19 protein-coding genes are annotated in these 16,253 nt (G+C 61.0%); 8 read left to right on the top strand and 11 right to left on the bottom strand.

Features of this window, described 5'->3' with window-relative positions; all coding sequences use genetic code 11:
• Window positions 1-36 precede the first annotated feature (36 nt).
• Window positions 37-915 carry a 16S rRNA (cytidine(1402)-2'-O)-methyltransferase gene (gene rsmI, locus M5G11_RS04905; protein ID WP_273909451.1) on the bottom strand — a complete coding sequence of 293 codons (879 nt, stop codon included), beginning with the start codon at window positions 913-915 and terminating at the stop codon, window positions 37-39.
• Between the two features lie 186 nt (window positions 916-1,101).
• On the opposite strand from rsmI, the gene M5G11_RS04900 reads away from it, so the two are divergent.
• From M5G11_RS04900 to M5G11_RS04880, 5 genes are all read left to right on the top strand, one after another.
• Complete coding sequence (locus tag M5G11_RS04900; RefSeq protein WP_273909450.1) at window positions 1,102-2,922, top strand: penicillin-binding protein activator; 1,821 nt, start codon at window positions 1,102-1,104, stop codon at window positions 2,920-2,922.
• Window positions 2,922-3,293 (top strand): YraN family protein, encoded by a 372-nt coding sequence (locus tag M5G11_RS04895; protein ID WP_273909449.1) that lies wholly within the window; start codon window positions 2,922-2,924, stop codon window positions 3,291-3,293. The genes M5G11_RS04900 and M5G11_RS04895 overlap by 1 nt, the downstream gene beginning before the upstream one ends.
• 134 nt (window positions 3,294-3,427) lie before the next feature.
• Window positions 3,428-4,021 carry a phosphoheptose isomerase gene (locus M5G11_RS04890; RefSeq protein ID WP_273909448.1) on the top strand — a complete coding sequence of 198 codons (594 nt, stop codon included), beginning with the start codon at window positions 3,428-3,430 and terminating at the stop codon, window positions 4,019-4,021.
• Complete coding sequence (locus tag M5G11_RS04885; protein WP_273909447.1) at window positions 4,018-4,596, top strand: BON domain-containing protein; 579 nt, start codon at window positions 4,018-4,020, stop codon at window positions 4,594-4,596. The genes M5G11_RS04890 and M5G11_RS04885 overlap by 4 nt, the downstream gene beginning before the upstream one ends.
• A 116-nt stretch (window positions 4,597-4,712) precedes the next feature.
• Window positions 4,713-4,931 carry a YgdI/YgdR family lipoprotein gene (locus M5G11_RS04880; protein WP_273909446.1) on the top strand — a complete coding sequence of 73 codons (219 nt, stop codon included), beginning with the start codon at window positions 4,713-4,715 and terminating at the stop codon, window positions 4,929-4,931.
• A 44-nt stretch (window positions 4,932-4,975) separates the two neighbouring features.
• Here M5G11_RS04880 and M5G11_RS04875 read toward each other — a convergent pair whose 3' ends face one another.
• The 7 genes from M5G11_RS04875 to rplM all read right to left on the bottom strand — a co-directional run bounded on the left by M5G11_RS04875 (window position 4,976) and on the right by rplM (window position 9,841).
• Window positions 4,976-5,404 carry a ClpXP protease specificity-enhancing factor gene (locus tag M5G11_RS04875; RefSeq protein ID WP_273909445.1) on the bottom strand — a complete coding sequence of 143 codons (429 nt, stop codon included), beginning with the start codon at window positions 5,402-5,404 and terminating at the stop codon, window positions 4,976-4,978.
• 17 nt (window positions 5,405-5,421) lie between these two features.
• The gene (locus M5G11_RS04870; RefSeq protein WP_273909444.1) at window positions 5,422-6,039 is read right to left on the bottom strand and encodes a glutathione S-transferase N-terminal domain-containing protein; all 618 of its coding nucleotides are present in this window, start codon (window positions 6,037-6,039) and stop codon (window positions 5,422-5,424) included.
• 118 nt (window positions 6,040-6,157) lie between these two features.
• Window positions 6,158-6,937 (bottom strand): cytochrome c1, encoded by a 780-nt coding sequence (locus tag M5G11_RS04865; protein ID WP_273909443.1) that lies wholly within the window; start codon window positions 6,935-6,937, stop codon window positions 6,158-6,160.
• On the bottom strand, window positions 6,937-8,148 hold the full coding sequence (locus tag M5G11_RS04860) for a cytochrome b (protein ID WP_273909442.1): 1,212 nt from the start codon (window positions 8,146-8,148) through the stop codon (window positions 6,937-6,939). Before M5G11_RS04860 ends, M5G11_RS04865 begins: the two co-directional genes overlap by 1 nt.
• Window positions 8,148-8,741: a ubiquinol-cytochrome c reductase iron-sulfur subunit gene (petA, locus tag M5G11_RS04855; protein ID WP_273909441.1), complete on the bottom strand. Its 594-nt coding sequence runs from the start codon at window positions 8,739-8,741 to the stop codon at window positions 8,148-8,150. The genes M5G11_RS04860 and petA overlap by 1 nt, the downstream gene beginning before the upstream one ends.
• Before the next feature lie 264 nt (window positions 8,742-9,005).
• Window positions 9,006-9,398 carry a 30S ribosomal protein S9 gene (gene rpsI / locus M5G11_RS04850; protein ID WP_116549419.1) on the bottom strand — a complete coding sequence of 131 codons (393 nt, stop codon included), beginning with the start codon at window positions 9,396-9,398 and terminating at the stop codon, window positions 9,006-9,008.
• A 14-nt stretch (window positions 9,399-9,412) separates the two neighbouring features.
• The gene (gene rplM / locus M5G11_RS04845; protein WP_273909440.1) at window positions 9,413-9,841 is read right to left on the bottom strand and encodes a 50S ribosomal protein L13; all 429 of its coding nucleotides are present in this window, start codon (window positions 9,839-9,841) and stop codon (window positions 9,413-9,415) included.
• Between the two features lie 247 nt (window positions 9,842-10,088).
• On the opposite strand from rplM, the gene M5G11_RS04840 reads away from it, so the two are divergent.
• Together M5G11_RS04840 and M5G11_RS04835 are read left to right on the top strand one after the other, a co-directional pair.
• Window positions 10,089-11,129 carry an NADP(H)-dependent aldo-keto reductase gene (locus M5G11_RS04840; protein ID WP_273909439.1) on the top strand — a complete coding sequence of 347 codons (1,041 nt, stop codon included), beginning with the start codon at window positions 10,089-10,091 and terminating at the stop codon, window positions 11,127-11,129.
• A gap of 214 nt (window positions 11,130-11,343) precedes the next feature.
• Entirely contained in the window at window positions 11,344-12,240 is an 897-nt protein-coding gene (locus M5G11_RS04835; protein ID WP_273909497.1) for a GlxA family transcriptional regulator, read from the top strand.
• A gap of 89 nt (window positions 12,241-12,329) precedes the next feature.
• On the opposite strand, the gene zapE is transcribed toward M5G11_RS04835, so the two are convergent.
• The 3 genes from zapE to M5G11_RS04820 form a co-directional block, all read right to left on the bottom strand.
• Window positions 12,330-13,424 (bottom strand): cell division protein ZapE, encoded by a 1,095-nt coding sequence (zapE, locus tag M5G11_RS04830; RefSeq protein WP_273909438.1) that lies wholly within the window; start codon window positions 13,422-13,424, stop codon window positions 12,330-12,332.
• Window positions 13,425-13,505: 81 nt separating this feature from the next.
• Complete coding sequence (locus M5G11_RS04825; RefSeq protein WP_273909437.1) at window positions 13,506-14,855, bottom strand: tryptophan--tRNA ligase; 1,350 nt, start codon at window positions 14,853-14,855, stop codon at window positions 13,506-13,508.
• 24 nt (window positions 14,856-14,879) lie between these two features.
• Window positions 14,880-15,515, bottom strand: coding sequence for an alpha/beta hydrolase (locus tag M5G11_RS04820; RefSeq protein ID WP_273909436.1), 636 nt, complete (start codon window positions 15,513-15,515; stop codon window positions 14,880-14,882).
• A gap of 140 nt (window positions 15,516-15,655) precedes the next feature.
• Here M5G11_RS04820 and M5G11_RS04815 point away from each other — a divergent pair, with 140 nt between their 5' ends.
• Entirely contained in the window at window positions 15,656-16,090 is a 435-nt protein-coding gene (locus M5G11_RS04815; RefSeq protein WP_273909435.1) for a Z-ring associated ZapG family protein, read from the top strand.
• Window positions 16,091-16,253 lie beyond the last annotated feature (163 nt).

Below are 16,253 nucleotides of genomic sequence, written 5' to 3'. Positions count from 1 at the left end.
AGAACAAGCGATAAAACAAATAATATCACTATGACATCAGTGGTCTTTCTGTTTATCCAGCGCTGCCTGATACAGAACATTCTTACGAACGCCGGTAATTTCCGCCGCCAGAGCAGCAGCACGCTTGAGCGGCATCTCTGCCAATAGCAGGTCGAGCACCCGCATGGCTTCGGTGCCGACGGCATCCTCATCGTCCGGCGCCGTGTAGCCGGCGACCAACACCACGCACTCGCCGCGCTGCTGATTGCTGTCGGCTTCGACGAAGGCGCGCAACTCGGCCAATGGCAGGCCCTTGAGGGTCTCGAAGGTCTTGGTCAGCTCGCGCGCAAGCAGCGCCTGGCGCTCACCACCGAATATCGCCTCCATGTCCTGCAGGCATTCCAGAATGCGATGCGGCGCCTCGTAGAAGATCAACGTGCGCGGCTCTTCCTTGACCAGGCTCAGGCGCGCGCGACGCCCAACCGACTTGGCCGGCAGGAACCCTTCAAAGATGAAGCGATCAGACGGCAGGCCCGCCGCCGACAGCGCGGCGATCAGCGCGCAGGCCCCCGGTACCGGCACCACGGCGATGCCGGCGGCACGCGCCTGGCGCACCAGGTGATAGCCCGGATCGGAAATCAGTGGCGTGCCGGCATCGGAAATCAGCGCAACATTGTCACCAGCCAGCAAACGCCCGAGGAAGCGACTGCTACCCTCCTCGCGCTCGTTGTGCTCATGGCAGGCCGCCAGCGGCGTATTGATACCGAAATGTTGCAGCAAGCGAATCGAGTGACGGGTGTCTTCAGCAGCAATCAGCGCCACATCACCGAGGATTTTCAAGGCCCGGGCACTCATGTCATCCAGGTTGCCGATCGGCGTGGCCACCACATAGAGGGTACCGGTAGCGGATTTGGAAGCACCTGGAGCATCGGACACAGCAAACACCTGTCATGTTGATCAAAGCGCCATTGTAGCCCGATAGCCGGCAACAATGCGTTACCAACGGGGCGTCCGAGGGCAGTCCGGCGACCTATATTGAAGGATTAACGCCAGCAAGATCGCGCCCCGGCCAACGCTTGGGTACAATTGCAGGTTAATTTGATCGAGTAACAGGACCCTTACATGATCGCTTGCCTGCGGCTGCTCTCAGCCCTCTGCCTCGCTGCCCTGCTGGCAGCCTGCGCCAGTTCGCCTTCGTCCAGCCTGGGTGAACTGCCACGCACTCCGGATGCCAGCATCGAGCAACTGCTCGAGCAGGCCTCCACCAGCAAGACACCTGAAAAAGCCGCCCTGCTGCGCCTGAGCGCTGCGGACCTGGCTTATCGGCAGAAGGACAACGTCCGCGCCGCGCGCATCCTTGAGCAGGTCCAGCTGGACACCCTCAAGCCTGCCCAGCAAGTGTATGCCAGCACCCTGGCCGCAGAACTGGCCATTACTCGCAACCAGCCCAAGGCCGCCCTCAGCGCCCTGAGCCACCCAAGCCTGGCGCGCCTGAACGAAATGCCGCAAGACCTCCAGGCCCGTACCCGCAGCGTCCGCGCTGCCGCCCTGGAAGCCGATGGCCAGACCCTGGCCGCCGCCCAGGAGCGCGTCGCCCTCGCCCCGCTGCTGACCGGCAACGCTGCCAGCGCCAACCACGAAGCAATCTGGAACCTGGTCGCGGCACTGCCAACCGATCAACTGCAAGGCGCAGGCGCCGGCAATGACGTCATGGCCGGCTGGACCAGCCTGGCCCTGGCGGTGAAAAGCGCTGGCACCCTGGAGCAACAACAAGCGGCCATCGAGACCTGGCGCAGCCAGCACGCCGACCACCCGGCCGCCGTGCAACTGCCCGTGCCGCTGATCAAGCTCAAGGAACTGGCCAGCCAACCACTGACCAAGATCGCCCTGCTGCTGCCGCAGGAAGGCCCGCTGGCCTCGGTCGCCAAGGCCCTGCGTGACGGCTTCATGGCCGCCCACTTCCAGGCTCAGCAAGCGGGCCAGAAGCCGCCACAAGTGCAAGTGTTCGACAGCTCGCGCCTGACCTCGCTGGATGACTTCTATCGTCAGGCCCAGGCCGCAGGCGTCCAACTGGTCGTCGGCCCGCTGGAGAAACCCCTGGTCAAGCAGCTCGCCGCCCGCCCGCAACTGCCGATCACTACCCTGGCCCTGAACTACAGCGATGCCGGCCAGAATGGCCCGGCCCAGTTGTTCCAGTTCGGCCTGGCCGCTGAAGACGAAGCCCGCGAAGTCTCCCGCCGCGCCCGCGCCGACGGCATGCGCCGCGCCGTGGCCCTGGTGCCAAGTGGCGAATGGGGCGACCGCGTCCTCAAGGCCTTCCGCCAGGATTGGGAAGCCAACGGTGGCACCCTGATCGCTGCCGAGCACGTTGCCCAACCAGTGGCCCTGGCCCAGCAGATCGCCGACCTGTTCCAGCTGCGCCAAAGCGAAGGCCGCGCCAAGAGCCTGCAAAGCACCGTGGGCGGCAACGTTTCGGCCCAGCCGTCGCGCCGCCAGGACATCGACTTCATCTTCCTCGCTGCCACCCCGCAGCAGGCTCAACAGATCAAGCCGACCCTGAACTTCCAATACGCCGGTGACGTACCGGTCTATGCCACCTCGAACGTGTATAGCGCCAGTGGTGACGTGAACCAGTACAACGACATGAACGGCATTCGCTTCTGCGAAACCCCATGGTTGCTCGACAGCGGCAACAGCCTGCGTCAGCAAGTGGTCCAGCAATGGCCACAGGCAGCCGGGAGCCTGGGTCGCCTCTACGCCATGGGCGTCGACGCCTACAGCCTGGCGCCACGCCTGGGTCAGCTCAAGGCACTGCCAGACAACCGCGTCGAAGGCCTCTCCGGCAGCCTGAGCATGAACCCGAACCAGCGCGTCGAGCGCCAGTTGCCGTGGGCAGAGTTTGCCGGCGGTCAGGTCAAGCGCCTGCCAGACACCCCACGCTAATGCACCACAGTTCGCGCCAGGCGGCCGGCAAGGCTGCCGAACTTCAGGCCTTGCAGCACCTTCAAGGGCAAGGCCTGACCCTCCTGGCGCAAAACTGGCGATGCAAACGCGGCGAGCTTGATCTGGTCATGCTCGACAGCGATACAGTAGTATTCGTCGAAGTCCGATACCGGCTGCACGCAGACTTCGGCGGCGCACTTGGCAGTATCGATGCACGCAAGCAGGAGAAACTGGTGCTAGCCGCCCAGTCTTTCCTTCAGAAAGAACCGCACTGGGCCCACCATCCCTGCCGTTTCGACGTGATCGCCCTGCAAGGCAACGGCCATGCGGGTCACCCTTTGGACTGGCTGAAAAACGCCTTCGAGAGCTGACCCCGCCCGACTGACGCACCTTTTACCCAGCCACTTTTTTGCTCTTTGCTTCGCGGGCTGCACAGTCATGTGCCGGGACCTTTGCAACAGCCTCCCGACACGCCCGACCAGCCGCCCCACTTAAGGTCACACAGATGGACATGCAATCCCGAATTCGCCAGCTTTTCCAGGCCAGCATCAACACCAAGCAACAGGCGATGGAAGTCCTTGCACCGCACATCGAGCAAGCCAGTCAGGTGATGGTCAATGCGCTGCTCAACGAGGGCAAGATGCTCGCTTGCGGCAACGGCGGTTCGGCCGGCGATGCCCAGCACTTTTCTTCCGAGCTACTCAACCGCTTCGAGCGTGAACGCCCGAGCCTGCCAGCCATTGCGCTGACCACCGACAGCTCGACGATCACCTCGATCGCCAACGACTACAGCTACAACGAGATCTTCTCCAAGCAGATCCGCGCCCTGGGCCAACCGGGCGATGTACTGCTGGCGATTTCCACCAGCGGCAACTCGGCCAACATTATTCAAGCGATCCAGGCCGCACATGATCGCGAAATGATTGTCGTAGCTCTGACCGGACGCGACGGTGGCGGCATGGCTTCGCTGCTGCTGCCCGAGGATGTCGAGATTCGCGTCCCGGCCAACGTCACCGCACGTATCCAGGAAGTCCACCTGCTGACGATCCATTGCCTTTGCGATCTGATCGACAGCCAATTGTTCGGGAGTGAAGAATGACCCCTAATCGCCTCGGCCTGATGGCCCTGACCCTGTGCCTGAGCCTGACCGGCTGCAGCTCGGTGCTCACCGCCACCCGCGACACGCCGATTGAGGACGATCGTGGCACCCGCACCTTCGGCAGCAAGATCGACGACTCACTGATCGAAACCAAGGTGGCGGTCAACGTGGCCAAGGCCAGCCCTGACCTTGACCAGAACTCGCACATTGTTGTCAGCAGCTTCAACGGCATTGTGCTGTTGGCCGGGCAGACCCCACGTGCCGACCTGAAGAGCCTTGCCGAGCAAGCCGCCGGCCAGGTCCAGCGGGTGAAGAAGGTACACAACGAGCTGCAGGTGCTGCCGCCGTCTTCGCTGCTGGCGCGCAACAACGATGCCTGGCTGACCACCAAGATCAAGACGCAGATGCTCACCGACAACACCATTCCCGGCTCACGCATCAAGGTGATCACCGAGAATGGCATCGTCTACATGCTGGGCCTGCTGACCCAACAGGAAGCGGCGCGCGCCACTGGCCTGGTGCAGGGCGTGTCGGGCGTGCAGAAGATCGTCAAGCTGTTCGAATACATCGACTGATGGCAATCGCCGGCAACGCCGGCTCCCACATGGGATTGGCGTGCAACCAAAAACCTGTGGGAGCCGGCCTTGCCGGCGATGCATTCAACACCCCACTCAAACCAGGAATACCCGCAATGAAAAACGGTCTGCTGTCCGCCCTGTTGATCGGCGCTTTCGCCACCCTGGCCGGCTGCTCCACCCCTGCCCTGATCACGCTGAACGACGGCCGTGAAATCCAGGCCATCGACGCACCGAAATACGACCGCAGCTCGGGCTTCTACGAGTTCGAACAACCGGACGGCAAACGCACCCGCATCAACAAGGACCAGGTTCGGACCATTTCCGACCTGTAAGTGCAGCCCCCATGAAAAAGGCGACCCGAAGGTCGCCTTTTTTATTACTTCACCACCTTCAGGCTTGGCCGGCCACTTGGGCGCGGCGGCTGCCCGCCACTCGGCGGACCGTCATCATCCGGCTCGTCACCTTCGTCTTCCAGGTCATCTTCCTCGATGACCGGCGGCTCGAGCTCGAACACCATGCCCTGGCCATTCTCACGGGCATAGATGCCGAGAATCGCCGCAGACGGCACATACAACGTGTGCGCCACGCCGCCAAAGCGGCCCTCAAAGCTCACTGCGTCGTTGTCCATGTGCAAGTGACGCACAGCGTTGGGCGACACGTTCAAGACGATCTGGCCATCGCTGGCGAAACCCTGGGGTACCTGTACAGCCGGGTACTCGGCGTTGACCAGTATGTGCGGAGTGCAATCGTTGTCGACGATCCACTCATACAATGCACGCACCAAATAGGGGCGACTGGAGTTCATCAAAAGCTCCTTAAAACCTAGCGCATTTCACGTTCAGCAGCGGACAGACTTGCCTGGAAAGCTTCACGGGCAAACTGGCGCTCCATGTAATCGAGCAGCGGCTTGGCTGGCCGCGGCAATTCAATACCCAATACCGGCAAACGCCACAGTATGGGCAATAGACAACAGTCGACCAGCGTTTGATCCTCACTGAGGAAATACGGCTTGTCGCCAAACAACGGCGACACGCCGGTCAGGCTCTCGCGCAGCTCCTTGCGCGCCTGCACCCGCGCAGGTTCCTTGCTGCGTGGATCGAGAATCAGGTCAACCAGCGCACACCAGTCGCGCTGGATACGATGGATCAGCAGACGACTATTGGCCCGCGCCACCGGATACACCGGCAGCAGCGGCGGGTGCGGATAACGTTCATCGAGGTATTCCATTACCACCGTCGATTCATACAACGCCAGGTCGCGGTCAACCAGGGTCGGCAAGCTGCCGTAAGGGTTGGCCTCGAGCAATTTGGCAGGCTGTTGGCCGGCCTCGACATTGATGATTTCGACGCTGACACCCTTCTCGGCGAGAACGATGCGCACCCGATGAGAATAGTGGTCAGCGGGGTCGGAGTAGCAGGCTAACCGATTGGTCACGCCCATGGTGGTCCTCCTCGCATGTTGAAATTATGAATACACAAATGCAAACGCGCCCTGAGGCCACCCCTGTTTCCAGGGGCGCCCCAGGGCGCGCGTTCAACTACCAGAAATTACTGCGTGATCAGTGCACGTCCTTCCAGTATTCGCGCTTGAGCAGGTAGGCGAATACGAAGAAGAAGGCCAGGTACAACAGCACGTAGGTGCCGATGCGTTGGCTTTCCAGTTTGACCGGGTTGGCCGAATAGGCCAGGAAGGTCACCAGGTTCTTGACCTTCTCGTCGAACTGCTCTGGCGTCAGGGTACCGGATTTCGGCACGATGGTCAGCTGGTCACAGGCTTCATGGGTCAAAGGAGTGCCAGTCAGCGGGTCAAACTGCTTCTTGCCGTCGACCACCATCTGCACTTGCTTGCAACCGACCACCTGGCGACCCTGCAGACCGACCAGCACGTTCGGCATGCCAACGTTCGGGAAGATCTTGTTGTTCACCCCCCACGGACGTGTCGGGTCTTCGTAGAAGGCCCGCAGGTAGCTGTACAGCCAGTCCGTGCCGCGCACTCGCGCCACCAGGGTCAGGTCGGGCGGCGCCGCGCCGAAGTAGGCCTTGGCGTCAGCCGGCTGCATGCCGATGTTCATGTGGTCGCCAATCTTGGCACCGGTGAACACCAGCTTTTCCAGCATCAGCTCATGCGGAATACCGAGGTCATCGGCCACGCGCTCGTAACGCTGGAACTTGGCGCTGTGGCAACCCATGCAATAGTTGGCAAAGGTGCGCGCACCGTCCTGCATGGCGGCCTTGTCGGTCAGATCGATATCGACCTTGTCCAGCTCGACGCCGTGTTCGGCAGCGAAGGTCAGGGTGGGCATCACTGCCAGAATCAATACTGCAAATAGCTTTTTCATCAGCCAGTCACCCTTTCCGGAACCGGTTTGGTCTTCTCAAGCCTGGTGTAGAACGGCATCAGAATGAAGTAGGCGAAATACAGGAAGGTACATACCTGCGAGAGCAGCGTGCGGCCGGGGGTCGGCGCCAGCACGCCCAATACGCCCAGGATCACGAAGGAAATGCAGAACACCACCAGCCAGGCCTTGCTCAACCAGCCCTTGTAGCGCATCGACTTGACCGGGCTACGGTCCAGCCATGGCAGGACGAACAGCACGGCAATCGCGGCGCCCATGGCGATCACGCCAAACAGCTTGTCTGGCACCGCCCGCAAGATTGCGTAGAACGGTGTGAAGTACCAGACCGGGGCAATGTGCTCAGGGGTCTTGAAGGCGTTAGCCTGCTCGAAGTTCGGTTTTTCGAGGAAGTAGCCGCCCATTTCCGGGAAGAAGAACACAATGGAGCAGAACACGAAGAGGAACACCACGACACCGACAATGTCTTTCACGGTGTAGTACGGATGGAAGGCGATACCGTCCAGCGGGATGCCGTTCTCGTCCTTGTGCTTCTTGATGTCGACGCCATCCGGGTTGTTCGAACCCACTTCGTGCAGCGCCAGGATGTGCAGCACCACCAGGCCGAGGATCACGATAGGCAGGGCCACCACGTGCAAGGCGAAGAAGCGGTTCAGGGTGATGCCCGAGATCAGGTAGTCACCACGGATCCACTGGGTCAGGTCGTTGCCGATCACCGGAATGGCACCGAACAGCGAGATGATCACCTGGGCACCCCAGTAGGACATCTGGCCCCACGGCAGCAGGTAGCCCATGAAGGCCTCTGCCATCAGCGCCAGGTAGATCAGCATGCCGAACAGCCAGACCAGCTCACGCGGCTTCTGGTACGAGCCGTAGAGCAGGCCACGGAACATGTGCAGGTAGACCACGACGAAGAACGCTGACGCCCCGGTGGAGTGCAGGTAGCGCAGGATCCAGCCGTACTCGACGTCACGCATGATGTATTCGACCGAGGCGAACGCCTCTTCGGCCGATGGCGTGAAGCTCATGGTCAGCCACACACCGGTGACGATCTGGTTGACCAGCACCAACAGTGCCAGGGAGCCGAAGAAGTAGAAGAAGTTGAAGTTCTTCGGCGCGTAATACTTGCTCAGGTGGTCTTCCCACATCTTGGTCGCGGGGAAGCGGGCATCGACCCAGTCCATCAACTTACTCATCACGCTTTCTCCTGGTCGACACCAATGACGATGACGTCATCAGACTCGTACGAGTGCGGCGGGACCGGCAGATTGAGCGGTGCCGGCTGGGACTTGTAGACGCGACCTGCGAGGTCGTAGTGGGAGCCGTGGCAGGGGCAGAAGTAACCACCGACCCACTTGGGGCCGAGGTCGACTGGCGCCACTTCCGGACGGAACGTCGGCGAGCAACCCAGGTGAGTGCACAGGCCGACCAGCACCAGGATCTGCGCCTTGATCGCGCGGTTCTCCGGGTCGACGTAAGCGGGCTGATCCGAAGCTTTGGATTCTGGATCGGAGAGGTCGCCTTCGATTTTTTTCAGATTGGCGAGAATCTCATCCGTTCGACGCACGATGAACACTGGTTGACCGCGCCACTCCGCAATCATCTGCTGACCCGGCTCGACCTTGCCGACGTTGACCTTCACCGGTGCACCAGCGGCTTTTGCCTTGGCACTGGGGAACCATGACCCTACGAACGGGACCGCAGCCCCTACCGCTCCTGCAGCACCCACCACGGACGTGGCTGCTACAAGGAAGCGGCGCCGGCCTGCATTGACGCCGTCATTGCTCATTCAGTCCTCTCCCATCAGCTTTGTGGCCTGTTGCAACAGGCATCTACTTAAGTAATTTCTGAACTGCTCAAAATTTGCCGCATGGTAATGAAAAGACCCTGCTCTGACAAGGTGATTAGACTGGCTAAGGGCCTGCATCCCTTACAGGACTTGACCTGCGTCATATGCGGCACAATGTCACAGAGAACCTTAGTCCACTTTATTCAAGACATAAAAAAAGCCCGGTTCCACAGGAACCGGGCTTTTTTTGAACGCCGAAGCGAATTAACGCTTGGAGTACTGAGGACGCTTACGTGCTTTACGCAGGCCGACTTTCTTACGCTCAACTTCACGAGCGTCACGAGTCACGAAGCCAGCTTTACGCAGGGCGCTACGCAGAGTCTCGTCGTATGCCATCAGGGCACGGGTGATACCGTGACGGATTGCACCGGCTTGACCGCTAACACCACCACCAGCGACGGTGACGTAGATGTCGAACTTCTCGGTGGTTTCAGTCAGTTCCAGCGGCTGGCGAACTACCATGCGCGCGGTTTCACGACCGAAGAACACGTCCAGAGAACGGTTGTTGATGGAGATGCTGCCAGTACCCGGACGCAGGAAAACGCGTGCGGTTGCAGTCTTGCGACGGCCAGTGCCGTAATTTTGAGTCGCCGACATAATGAACTATTCCGTTAAATCTTCAGTTCTTGGGGCTGCTGAGCAGTATGAGGGTGAGCAGCGCCCGCATAGACTTTCAGCTTACGGTACATGTCGCGACCCAGCGGGTTCTTAGGCAGCATGCCTTTGACCGCGGTCTCGATCACGCGCTCAGGGGCCTTGGCGATCAACTTCTCGAAGTTGATTTCCTTGATGCCGCCCGGGAAACCGGAGTGGGAGTAGTACATTTTGTCGGTGGTTTTGGCACCAGTTACACGTACTTGCTCAGCGTTGATAACGACGATGTAGTCGCCGGTGTCAACGTGAGGGGTGTATTCTGGCTTGTGCTTGCCACGCAGACGGCTCGCGATTTCGGTGGCCAGACGACCCAGGGTCTGACCAGCAGCGTCGACGACGAACCAGTCGCGCTTTACTGTTTCTGGTTTAGCAGAGAAAGTTTTCATTCTTTATAGCCTCAGGGGCCGCCCAGCAAAATAGACGGCGGATCTTACTGAATAGTGCGTACTTTGACAAGGTCAAAGGCAGCCGGATACGGACGCTATCGGGGGCTCGGGTCAGCACGTCCAAATATACGGCAAGATTCTTCGGCGAGCGGGGCATCACTTCCACTGCTGAGAGAGGTGCAGAATTATCCAGATTGCGCAAAAAATATCAACCTGCTTTTATGCTTCTTTTGCCTTGGAGTGACGCATGGACTATCGCAAGCTGGGCCGGACCGACCTGAACGTCAGCGAATTGTGCCTGGGCACCATGACCTGGGGCGAGCAAAACGACCAGGCTGAAGCGTTCGCCCAGATCAACCAGGCCAAGGCCGCCGGGATCAATTTCATCGACACCGCCGAGATGTACCCGGTGCCGCCGCGCCCCGAGACCTACGCTGTCACTGAGCGCTATATCGGCAACTGGTTTCGCCAGCACGGGGATCGCGCCGACTGGATCCTCGCCAGCAAGATAGCCGGGCCGGGCAACGGCATCAGCCACATTCGCGACGGCCAGCTCAAGCACAACCGCCAGCACATCGTTGCGGCGCTGGACGCCAGCCTCAAGCGCCTGCAGACCGACTGGATCGACCTCTACCAGCTGCATTGGCCGGAGCGCAGCACCAATTTCTTCGGCAAGCTGGGTTACCAGCACCTGCCCCAGGACCTGTTCACACCGCTGGAAGAAACCCTGGAAGTGCTCGACGAGCAGGTCAAGGCCGGCAAGATCCGCCATATTGGCCTGTCCAACGAAACGCCGTGGGGCACCCTGAAGTTCCTGCACCTGGCCGAGAGCCGTGGTTGGCCGCGAGCAGTGTCGATCCAGAACCCCTACAACCTGCTCAACCGCAGCTTCGAGGTCGGCCTGGCCGAGGTCGCCATACGTGAGCAGTGCGGCCTGCTGGCCTATTCGCCGCTGGCCTTCGGCATGCTCTCGGGCAAATACGAGCACGGCGCTCGCCCTGCCAACGGCCGCCTGACCCTGTTCAGCCGCTTTGCCCGCTACTCCAACCCGCAGACCGTGGCGGCCTGTACCCGCTACGTCAACCTTGCCCGCGAACATGGCCTGGACCCGGCGCAGATGGCGCTGGCGTTCGTCACCCGCCAACCGTTCGTGACCAGCAACATTATCGGCGCGACGTCGCTGGAGCAGCTGGAGAGCAACCTGGGCAGCATCAACCTGAAGCTCAGCGAAGAGCTGCTGGCGAGCATCGAGGCCATCCATCAGGACCAGCCAAACCCCGCGCCGTAACCTGCGCTAACGGTTCCCGTGCACGTCACGGGAACCGAGGGTAGACACAATCGCCAAAAAATAAGACGATCCAGCCGGTGATTGACCACTCTACCCTATAAGAATAAAGACAATGATGTTTACCCAACCCACCGCATCCCTGCGGCGCGTCAGTATCCTGGCCATTGATAACGTGTTTGCATCGACCCTGATGCAGGCCAAGGATTTTTTCCACCTGGCCAGCCTGCGTTACGGCAAGCAGCTAGGCCTGGGCTTGCAACCGATGTTCGAGACTCGTCTAGTGAGTCCCGATGGCTTGCCCGTACACAGTTTCAGTGACGTTTCGATCCCGGTGGACAGCGGCCTGGAACAAGCCGACATCATCATCCTCCCGGCGTTCTGGGACGACTTCGATGCACTCTGCCAGCGTTACCCCCAGGTGTTGCCGTGGCTGCGTGAGCAGCATGCGCGTGGCGCCGTGCTGTGTGGTGAAGCCAGTGGCGTGTTCTGGCTGGCCGAGGCTGGCTTGCTCGATGGCAAGGAGGCGACCACCTACTGGCGTTTCTTCAACCAGTTCACCGAACGCTTCCCCAAGGTCACGCTGAACCAGGACAAGCACCTGACCGACGCTGATAACCTGTACTGCGCCGGCGGCACCACCTCCGCGTGCGACCTCTACATCTACCTGATCGAACGCTTCTGCGGGGCCAACGTGGCCCAGGCCGTGGCCCGCGACATCCTCTATGAAGTGCAGCGCAACTACACCCCGGGGCGCATGGGCTTTGGCGGGCAGAAGCTGCACCAGGACCTGATCATCCTGCAGATCCAGCAATGGCTTGAGGAGCACTTCTCCGACAAGTTCCGCTTCGAGGATGTCGCGCGCAACCATGGCATGAGCATTCGCAACTTCATGCGCAGGTTCCAGAGCGCCACGGGCGACAAGCCCCTGCACTACCTGCAGCGGCTGCGCATCGAGACGGCGAAGGGCTTGTTGTCGGGCACGCGCAAGAGCATCAAGACCATCAGCTATGAGGTCGGTTATGACGATGCGAGTTTCTTTGCCCGGCTGTTCAGGCAGCACACGGAGTTGTCGCCGAACCAGTATCGGCAGCAGTTCATGCAGGAGGCTTGAGGCGCATATCGCCGCAAGGCCGGCTCCCACAGAGGATATCTGCTTACCCTGTGGGAGCCGGCCTTGCCGGCGATCAATGCACCGCCGTATTAAGGCTTGTGCGCCCGCGAAAGGAATTCGTGGGACTGCATTTCCAGCAAGCGGCTCAAGGTACGCTGGAACTCGAAGGTCAGGCGACCCCCGGTGTACAGATCCTTCAGCTCAACCTCAGCCGAGATGATCAGCTTCACGTTGCGGTCGTAGAACTCGTCGACCATGTTGATGAAGCGTCGCGCAATGTCGTCGGTCGCCACGCTCATCTGCTCGACATCACTGAGCAGCACCGCGTGGAAGATCTTGCCCAGCTCGATGTAGTCGTTCTGGCTACGCGGGCCATCGCACAGCTCGCGGAACTGGAACCAGGCCACGTCATCACAGGTGCGCAGCGCACGGATCTCGCGGTTCTCGATCATCAGCACGTCGTTCTCGACCGCTTGCGTGCACTCCGGCGTCAGCGCGCGGAAGCTCTGGCGCAGGCTTTCATGCGCGGCCTCGTCCAACGGGAAATGGAACAGCTCGGCCTGCTCGAGGTGACGCAGACGGTAGTCGACGCCGCTGTCGACGTTGACGATGTCGGTGTTCTGCTTGATCAGCGCAATCGCCGACAGGAAGCGCGCACGTTGCAGGCCATCCTTGTACAAGCCGTCCGGGACGATGTTGGAGGTGGCCACCAGGGTCACGCCGTTCTTGAACAGCTCCTCCATCAGGGTGCCGAGGATCATCGCGTCAGTGATATCGGACACGAAGAATTCGTCGAAGCAGATGACCCGCGCCTCGTCGGAGAAACGCTTGGCGATGACGGTCAGCGGGTTCTTCTCGCCCTTGAGGGTTTTCATTTCCTCATGCACACGCTTCATGAAGCGGTGGAAGTGCGTACGCGTCTTCTGCTTGAACGGCAGCGCTTCAAAGAACGTGTCAACCAGATAGGTTTTGCCGCGCCCTACCCCACCCCAGAAATACAGGCCCTTGACCGGGGTCTGCTCCTTCTTGCCGAACAGTTTGCCGAACATGCCCGGCTTGCTGTTCTGCGCCGCGACCAGATCGTCGTACAGGCGCTGCAAGTGGCGCACCGCTGTTTCCTGCGCCGCGTCATGGAAGAAATCGGGACGTTTAAGATCTGCTTGATATCGTTCTAGGGGCGTCATAATTCGTTAGCAAGGCAACAAAAGCGGGCCGTCACTGTAGCGACGGCCCCGGGTAATGGCAATCAGACTTCCGATAAGCCGTCAGTCCTGTTGTGGCTGCAAGGCAACACGCAGGCTTTCGATCGCGTTGTCGCGCGCGCCGGCATCGTCAAACTGCGGGCCATCGGCGATGCACTCATCGCCCAGCCACAGGGCAAAGCCCAGGCCTTCGCTGCGCACATCCAGCGGCTCGCCGGCTTGCAGTTGCTTGGTCACCGCGCCTGCGGTCTTGCCGTCGGCAAAGCTGCGCGAGAGCAGCAGTTGCTCGCCATCGGCGGCCAGCAGGCGGAAGCGGAAGCTGCCGTCTTCTTCGCGGAAGCTGACAAAGCGCGCGGTCTTGACGGCCTTCTTCTTGACCTCGGTACCGGCTTGCACGCTGCTGCGGAACGAGCGCAGGCCCACCGCTTCGCGCAGCTGCTCAAGGAACGGCGTGGCGATCTTGCGGGCTTTCTGCGCGCCAGCCAGGAGGATGTCTTCCAGGTCTGCCGGGCGAGCGATCAACTGGTGATAGTGCTCGCGCTTCTCGGCCAACTGGCCATCGAGCAGCTGGAACAGGCGCTGCTTGGCGTCGCCCCAACCCAGGCCCTGCAACAGTTCGGTGCGGAACTCATCCGCCTGGCCTGGCGTGGCGAAGGCCTGGAACAGGGTGAACAGGTGCGAGTCGTCCGGGTCTTTCGCTTCGCCTGGGGCGCGCGAGTCGGTGACGATGCGCGAGATCGCGTCCTTCATGTCCTTGGCGCTGGTGAACAACGGGATGGTGTTGTCGTAGCTCTTGGACATCTTGCGACCGTCCAGGCCCGGCAAGGTGGCCACGCTTTCCTCGATCAGCGCTTCGGGCATGGCAAAGAACTCCTTGCCCTGGCCGAACAGGTGGTTGAAGCGCTGGCCGATGTCACGGGCCATCTCCACGTGCTGGATCTGGTCACGGCCGACCGGCACCTGGTTGGCGTTGAACATCAGGATGTCCGCCGCCATCAGCACCGGGTAGCTGAACAGGCCCATGCTGATGCCGGCATCCGGGTCTTCGCCGGTCTCGACGTTCTTGTCCACCGAGGCCTTGTAGGCGTGGGCACGGTTGAGCAGGCCCTTGGCCGCGACGCAGGTCAGCAACCAGGTCAGCTCGGGGATTTCCGGGATGTCGGATTGGCGATAGAAGGTCACTCGCTCCGGGTCCAGACCACCGGCCAGCCAGGTCGCGGCGATTTCCAGGCGCGAACGCTGGATGCGCTGCGGGTCGTCACACTTGATCAGCGCGTGGTAGTCGGCCAGGAAATAGAACGAGTCGACACCGGGCTGCAGGCTGGCAAGGATCGCCGGGCGGATGGCACCGGCGTAGTTGCCCAGGTGGGGCGTGCCCGTGGTGGTGATACCGGTAAGGATACGAGTGGTCATGGGTAATCGCTTATCAGGCTTGTATCAGTTCGAAAGGCGCGGCAGCACCAGATCCTTGAGATCGGTGAGCTTGCCGTGGAAAAAGTGTCCGCATTCTGCCACTTTCAGCAGCTCATGGGGGCGCGCAAGTGCGTCAGACCATTGGTAAACGATGTTCGGATCGATAACTTCGTCGGTGTCCGGCTGGATCAGGCTCAAGGCGCAGTGTTGCGGCACGCTGTCGTGCTCACCCAGGCGCATTACCGCCGGGGCGACCATGAACAGGTGCTTGATCGCCACGCCATCGGCTTCCAGGCGACCGCCCAGGCTGGTGGCGACGAACCCGCCGAAGGAGAAGCCCATCAGGGTCAACGGCAGGCCTGGGTGCTGGGCCAGCAGCCAGCGCACGGCGGCTTCGGCATCATCGACTTCACCGCTGCCCATGTCATGGTTGCCGGCACTGGCGCCAACGCCACGGTAGTTGAAACGCAAGGTGACGTAGCCGGCGTCGCGGGCGGTGCGTTGCAGCATCGACACCACCTTGTTGGTCATGGTGCCGCCCTGAACCGGGTTCGGGTGGCACAGCAGGACCATGCCTCGGGCATCGGCGACATCGAGGTAGAGGGCTTCCAGTTGGCCGACCGGGCCATCGATGAATACGGGGGTTTCGCGGATAAGCAAGGAATGAACTCCGTGACCTCGGAAGGGGTCGACTCGTCTAGCTGAATGATTCTGTTCTGAGATATTTGCGATGGTTCGCGGTATACAGGGCAGGTCCGAGCCGTTAACGTAAAGCAAAGCCGTTTATAGAGGAAGGACTCGTGGAACTCTCGCTCTTAGTTTGGTTGTTGCCAACCCTGGCCCTGGCAGTGGGCGTTGTCGTTGGTTTCCTGGTCGCCCGCCTCTTGCCCAACGCTGCACCTAGCAGCACCCAGCGGCAACTGGACGATATCCAGGAACGCTTCGACAGTTACCAGAGTGAAGTGGTGACCCACTTCAACAGCACTGCCGCGCTGGTCAAGAAACTCACGCAAAGCTACCAGGAAGTGCAGGATCACCTGGCCGAAGGTGCCAACCGCCTGGCCCTGGACGAGGTGACGCGTCAGCGTCTGCTGGCGGCGCTGCATTCGGAAGCCGTGCAGGCACCGCGTGATCGCCTGACCCCGCCGCGCGACACGGAAGTACCGCGTGACTACGCGCCGAAAGCCCCGAACGCGCCGGGCATGCTGGATGAACAGTACGGGCTCAAGCGTTGAGCCAATGAAAAAGGCCCCGATCAGGGGCCTTTTTTTTGGACTGCACATTCTCTGGAAACCACCGGCTTGCACAAATGCCTGTGGGAGCTGGCCTTGCCAGCGATCGGCTGGGAACCAGCCGCTGACAGTGCCGGCCTCATCGCCGGCAAGGCCGGCTCCCACA

Source organism: Pseudomonas fontis, assembly GCF_028656955.1.
In the GTDB taxonomy this organism is placed as follows: Bacteria; Pseudomonadota; Gammaproteobacteria; order Pseudomonadales; family Pseudomonadaceae; genus Aquipseudomonas; species Aquipseudomonas fontis.
The sequence above is the reverse complement of the archived record's forward strand: the minus strand, read 5'-3'. Positions and strand labels throughout refer to the sequence as shown.

What these genes read in the sequence shown, in the direction of transcription:
- rpsI (WP_116549419.1), bottom strand. Translation starts at nt 9,398, where the DNA reads ATGTCGGCGACTCAAAATTACGGCACTGGCCGTCGCAAGACTGCAACC.
- rplM (WP_273909440.1), bottom strand. Translation starts at nt 9,841, where the DNA reads ATGAAAACTTTCTCTGCTAAACCAGAAACAGTAAAGCGCGACTGGTTC.
- M5G11_RS04870 (WP_273909444.1), bottom strand. Translation starts at nt 6,039, where the DNA reads ATGGGCGTGACCAATCGGTTAGCCTGCTACTCCGACCCCGCTGACCAC.
- petA (WP_273909441.1), bottom strand. Translation starts at nt 8,741, where the DNA reads ATGAGCAATGACGGCGTCAATGCAGGCCGGCGCCGCTTCCTTGTAGCA.
- M5G11_RS04880 (WP_273909446.1), top strand. Translation starts at nt 4,713, where the DNA reads ATGAAAAACGGTCTGCTGTCCGCCCTGTTGATCGGCGCTTTCGCCACC.
- M5G11_RS04825 (WP_273909437.1), bottom strand. Translation starts at nt 14,855, where the DNA reads ATGACCACTCGTATCCTTACCGGTATCACCACCACGGGCACGCCCCAC.
- M5G11_RS04865 (WP_273909443.1), bottom strand. Translation starts at nt 6,937, where the DNA reads ATGAAAAAGCTATTTGCAGTATTGATTCTGGCAGTGATGCCCACCCTG.
- M5G11_RS04895 (WP_273909449.1), top strand. Translation starts at nt 2,922, where the DNA reads ATGCACCACAGTTCGCGCCAGGCGGCCGGCAAGGCTGCCGAACTTCAG.
- M5G11_RS04890 (WP_273909448.1), top strand. Translation starts at nt 3,428, where the DNA reads ATGGACATGCAATCCCGAATTCGCCAGCTTTTCCAGGCCAGCATCAAC.
- M5G11_RS04840 (WP_273909439.1), top strand. Translation starts at nt 10,089, where the DNA reads ATGGACTATCGCAAGCTGGGCCGGACCGACCTGAACGTCAGCGAATTG.
- M5G11_RS04875 (WP_273909445.1), bottom strand. Translation starts at nt 5,404, where the DNA reads ATGAACTCCAGTCGCCCCTATTTGGTGCGTGCATTGTATGAGTGGATC.
- M5G11_RS04900 (WP_273909450.1), top strand. Translation starts at nt 1,102, where the DNA reads ATGATCGCTTGCCTGCGGCTGCTCTCAGCCCTCTGCCTCGCTGCCCTG.
- M5G11_RS04860 (WP_273909442.1), bottom strand. Translation starts at nt 8,148, where the DNA reads ATGAGTAAGTTGATGGACTGGGTCGATGCCCGCTTCCCCGCGACCAAG.
- M5G11_RS04885 (WP_273909447.1), top strand. Translation starts at nt 4,018, where the DNA reads ATGACCCCTAATCGCCTCGGCCTGATGGCCCTGACCCTGTGCCTGAGC.
- zapE (WP_273909438.1), bottom strand. Translation starts at nt 13,424, where the DNA reads ATGACGCCCCTAGAACGATATCAAGCAGATCTTAAACGTCCCGATTTC.